The organism is Calditrichota bacterium (assembly GCA_014359355.1).
Taxonomy (GTDB): Bacteria; Zhuqueibacterota; Zhuqueibacteria; order JANLFK01; family Oleimicrobiaceae; genus Oleimicrobium.
Window position 1 is genome coordinate 1 of record JACIZP010000069.1, and the last position, 4,204, is coordinate 4,204.

Annotated in this window: 6 protein-coding genes; all 6 read right to left on the bottom strand. The window is 60.9% G+C overall.

What is annotated here, in order from left to right; genetic code table 11:
- A partial coding sequence (locus H5U38_03040) for a glycosyltransferase (protein MBC7185989.1) occupies nucleotides 1-838 on the bottom strand: 838 nt, incomplete at its 3' end.
- Between the two features lie 153 nt (nucleotides 839-991).
- Nucleotides 992-2,107, bottom strand: a complete 1,116-nt coding sequence (locus H5U38_03045; GenBank protein MBC7185990.1) for a tetratricopeptide repeat protein — start codon at nucleotides 2,105-2,107, stop codon at nucleotides 992-994.
- The gene (gene csrA / locus H5U38_03050) at nucleotides 2,079-2,345 is read right to left on the bottom strand and encodes a carbon storage regulator CsrA (GenBank protein MBC7185991.1); all 267 of its coding nucleotides are present in this window, start codon (nucleotides 2,343-2,345) and stop codon (nucleotides 2,079-2,081) included. The genes H5U38_03045 and csrA overlap by 29 nt, the downstream gene beginning before the upstream one ends.
- The gene (locus H5U38_03055; protein ID MBC7185992.1) at nucleotides 2,317-2,808 is read right to left on the bottom strand and encodes a flagellar assembly protein FliW; all 492 of its coding nucleotides are present in this window, start codon (nucleotides 2,806-2,808) and stop codon (nucleotides 2,317-2,319) included. Before H5U38_03055 ends, csrA begins: the two co-directional genes overlap by 29 nt.
- 29 nt (nucleotides 2,809-2,837) lie before the next feature.
- Nucleotides 2,838-3,953 carry a flagellar hook-associated protein FlgL gene (flgL, locus tag H5U38_03060; GenBank protein ID MBC7185993.1) on the bottom strand — a complete coding sequence of 372 codons (1,116 nt, stop codon included), beginning with the start codon at nucleotides 3,951-3,953 and terminating at the stop codon, nucleotides 2,838-2,840.
- 13 nt (nucleotides 3,954-3,966) lie between these two features.
- The coding region (locus H5U38_03065) for a flagellar hook-associated protein FlgK (GenBank protein ID MBC7185994.1) at nucleotides 3,967-4,204 on the bottom strand (238 nt) is incomplete at its 5' end.

A 4,204-nucleotide genomic window follows, 5' to 3' on the forward strand; every position in this document is an offset into this window, starting at 1 on the left:
GCGCGTAGATCGTGGCCAGGGTAAAACGCAGGTCCAAGTTTTTCGGATCCTCCTCAAGCCCCTGCAGGCAGCAGGCCTCTGCCTCGCTCAGGCGGCCGACCATCATCAAACAGTACGCCAGGTCGAACAGGAGCATGAAATAGGTAGAACTCCTCGGCCCGGGAGGGCAGAGGCGAAGGCCCTCCTGACACACCTGGATGGCCTGTGGGAAGCGACCCTGGTTGCGATAGATCCTGCCCAAGTTGAAGCGCGGGAAAGGGTCGTCCGGCCGCTCGGCCATCTGCTTGAGGAGCAGGCGTTCACTGCGCGCCTGTTTGGCGGCCATTTCTTCCGGGCTCAGGTTGTACCCGTGGTGATAGATCCGTATTTCGGCCTGGCCGGTGGGTCCACTCACGACAAGTTGATTGTGGACAATGCCTTCGTAATGGCCCAGCCGCGTGCGGAACAGTCTCCGGAAGTACAAACGTGAGATGCTCCCATCCGGCATGTGGTTCAGAATGGGGACAAACAGACTGTTGACGTGGCGGGTCTTGACCACTTCACGAAGGAGGGGGATGTCCTCACGTTCCAGCTCCTCGTCGCCGTCCAACTGCAGCACCCACTCGCTGGTCACGAACTGGAGAGCAAAGTTGCGCGCTTCGCTGAAGCTGTCCTGCCAGGGGTGGTGGTACACCCTCGCTCCCAACTCCTCGGCTATCTGCACCGTCCTGTCGGTGGAACCGGTGTCGACAATCACGATTTCATCGACCGCCCCTTGCACACTGGCCAAACACTTGCGAATAAACCGTTCTTCGTTCTTCACAATCGTGCACAAGGCAACCGTGTCTCGTCGCCTCATGGTCATTTCACCTCTTCAGTTCTGTGGTCGTCAGGCATCTCCAGAGGAGGGTACTGGCGAGCTCCAGCCGACTGTTGCCAAGTCGGCGCTGATGGCGAGGCCAATGCGTGGTGCGGATCAATCCACGCTCCGTGCACGGACGCTGCCTGGGGGTCAGGCGGATCGCCGGCTCCGTCCGTTTGAGCCTCCCTCGTCAGCGTATGCCTGCTTCACCGCCTCTTGCCGCTGCGTCTCTGCCTGGCGAGCCAGTGAGAGCAGCGCTTCGGCCCGCTCAGGTTCACCTCTGTGCGCGTAGCACTCAGCCAACAGCCTCACTACCTTCGCCCGCTGGGCCTTAGGGGCCTCTATCCCCCATTGAGCGCTGCGGTCGGCGATCCTCAGCCAATGCTCCAGGGCGTTGATTGCCTGCTCTACCTTGCCTGTGCGCACGTAGAGCCGGCCCAGGCCTTCAATGGCATCCAACGATTCCGGTTCCAATTGGGCTGCTTTGGCAAGAAAAGGCTCAGCCTCCTGGAGGAGACCCAGTTCCACGCAACAGATAGCAAGGTGGAGAAAGAACTGTGCGTCCTCGGGTTGCTCATTCACCAGGTGATAGAAGTGGGCCAGCGCCTTTTCGTACTCGCCCTGCTGCTCGTAGCTAAAAGCAAGGGCAGCGCGGAGCTCAATACAGTCGGGATGCGACTCCACGGCAAGCTCCAGCACTTCGACAGCCTTATCCGGACATCCCTTCCGCAGGTGCACCTGCGCCAGCCCGCCCGCTGCCTCAATCGAGTCGGGCTTCAGGCGCAGCGCCTCGGCGTAGAAGGCCTCCGCATCCACCAGGTTGCCCAGCTCAGCCGTACACTGCCCCATGCGCAGGAAGCTTTCCCAGTCTCCCGGGTTGGCCAGCACCACCTGCTTAAAGAAGGGCAAAGCCTCCCGGAACCGGTGTTGACGCTGATAGAGCAGCGCCAGGTCATAGTGGGCCTCCAAGAGGCCAAAATCCAAGGCCAGGGCCTTCTTAAAATGCGCCTCTGCCTCGCGCCACATCATGCGCGAGTAGTAGACCTGCCCCAATTGGCAATAGCCCGGCGCATAGGCGGGATCGATGGCCACCGCTTTTTGCAGAAAGGGCAACGCTGCCTCGTATTCACCCTCTGCCAGAAGCCGGCTTGCCGTGGCGCAGAGTTCGGTGAAATCGGCCGCCGTGGCGGGCGGGTCTGGGCTGCTGCTCACATTCGGCTGTTGCGGCACCGGTGACCTAACGCCCTTTTTCCGGCCACGGCTCATCGCTCAAGGTCCTCCTCACCAGATCAATTGCCCCCTCAAGATGCACGCCGGCTGCGCTTTGTGCTGCCAGCTGGTTCTGCTCGACAATGCGCTCGTACACCTCCTCCCTGTGGACCACCACTCCTTTGGGCGCTTCCACGCCGATTTTCACCTGTCGGCCGTTGATGGCCAGCAGCTTGACGCGGATATCGTCCCCGATGGCGATGCTCTCACCGATCTTGCGTGTCAATATGAGCATAGTCGTGCCTTCCTTGGCTTATGGGCCGCTCTTTGAGCACCGGATGGCGGAGGGAGTAGTAGCTGCCCTCCAGTATGTACTGCTTGGCCAAGCGCGCCTTGGGGTTGACCACCACCGGTGCCTTCAGGTTCGCGGTCACCTCCTGAGGCGTCGCCCCGATGGTGATAATGGCGTAGAACTCGGCGTCCTCCTCCCTCTCCAGGCGCAGCGCCTCAAGCACTTTCCTGGACAACCTGGGGTGATAGTCCGGGCAGAAGAAGTGTGGCCGGATCACAGGGAACGAGAGGGCAGCGTCCTCCACCGACTGCAGCCACTGGAACGGCAGGAAGCGCTCCACCGTGAGGATGACGAAGCGGGTGTAGTGTTCAAATCCCGGCAGGCCCTCTGGGATGGTCAGAATGACTTCCTCGTCGAACTCTGTCTCCCTGAGAAAGGCGGTGGTCATTGTCCCTCCCTTCTTCATCCTCTCTCACCCTCCGATTCCACCAGGAGCTACTTCAGATAGTCGAGCAGGTTTATCTGGTTAATGCTAGCCGTCACACTCAGCGCTGCCTGGTAAGAGACCTTTTGCTCCTGCAACCTCACCACTGCTTCAGCTACGTCCGTATCGGCCACCTGCGACAGGAGGCGCTGCAACAGTATCGCTTCGTTGCTCACGCGGTCATGCGTCATCGAAAGGTGGTCGTACTGCAGTCCCACACGCGCTTGCGCGGCGAGCACCTGGTCCAACGCCAGGTCCAGCCCTTCCAGCCCTTGCCGCAATGCCTGGTGGTCATTGCGTACCAGCGCGTTCTTGAGCTGCCGGATAACCGCGAAGACGTCAACATCGCCCGCGTATGCCTCCGGACCGCGCACGTTGACGGTCACTATTGCCCCATCGCCAATCTGCCGCTTCACCTCGCCTGTGATCCCGGCTGGATTGGTGACAAGGTGCAAGGGACTGGAGAGGCGGTAGGAAACATAGTAGGTGGCGCCTTCGCTCATGGTTCCGCCGGTAAGGGCGGTGATTGTGCCTTTCTCATAGTCAACCTCGTAGTCGACCCCTTCGACGAAGGTGGTGCCGCCACCATCGGTGACCACCACGCTGCCGGCGGTGAGCTCCGTATGCTCGAGCTCCACTGCGCTCCCGAGGTGGGCCACGAACCCCTCGTCTTGCACCACATCGGTGAGGGCATAAGGGGCAGTGGCGCTCTGCGTGCCACCGAACACATACTTGCCCTCTTCCTGGCGGTTCGCCACTTGCACGAGCTGTTGCAGGTAGTCAGCCGCCCACTTGGCCATGTCCCGCCGCTCGTCGGCGGTCAACGTGTCGTTCTGTGCCTGCACCACCTTGGCGCGCAACTGGCCGAGAATCTCCACCGAGTCAGCGAGCGCCGCCTCCGTCACCGTCAGCCAATGCTGCCCATCTTCAATGTTCTCCAAAAAGCGACTGTTGTCGGCAATGACCTCCCGAAGGCGAAGCACTCGCGCGGCTCCCTCCGGGTCATCGGAGGGCCGATTGATGCGCTTGCCGGTGGCAATCTGCTCCTGGTATAGATCCACCCGCTGCAGCGAGTTCTGCAGCTGGGCAAGGAGGTTGTCGACCAGCATCTTGTTGGTCACGCGCATATGGTCTCCCCGCTCATATCATCTCAAGGACCGTCTGCATCAGCTCGTCCACCACGTTGACCACCCGGGCCGAGGCCTGGTAGGCGCGCTGAAAAGCAATCAGGTTCGCCATCTCTTCGTCCAACGAAACGCCGGAAACCGATTCCATCTTCATCGCGAGCTGCTGGATGTATGCGTTGAGGTTTTCCACGCTGTTGTTCGCAGCCTGGACGTCCAATCCCAAGGCGGCGATGGTGCTGCGAAAGAAACCG

Bases quoted from the DNA above. Each gene is read 5' to 3' on its own strand.
- H5U38_03045 (MBC7185990.1), bottom strand. From the start codon at position 2,107: ATGAGCCGTGGCCGGAAAAAGGGCGTTAGGTCACCGGTGCCGCAACAG.
- csrA (MBC7185991.1), bottom strand. From the start codon at position 2,345: ATGCTCATATTGACACGCAAGATCGGTGAGAGCATCGCCATCGGGGAC.
- flgL (MBC7185993.1), bottom strand. From the start codon at position 3,953: ATGCGCGTGACCAACAAGATGCTGGTCGACAACCTCCTTGCCCAGCTG.
- H5U38_03055 (MBC7185992.1), bottom strand. From the start codon at position 2,808: ATGAAGAAGGGAGGGACAATGACCACCGCCTTTCTCAGGGAGACAGAG.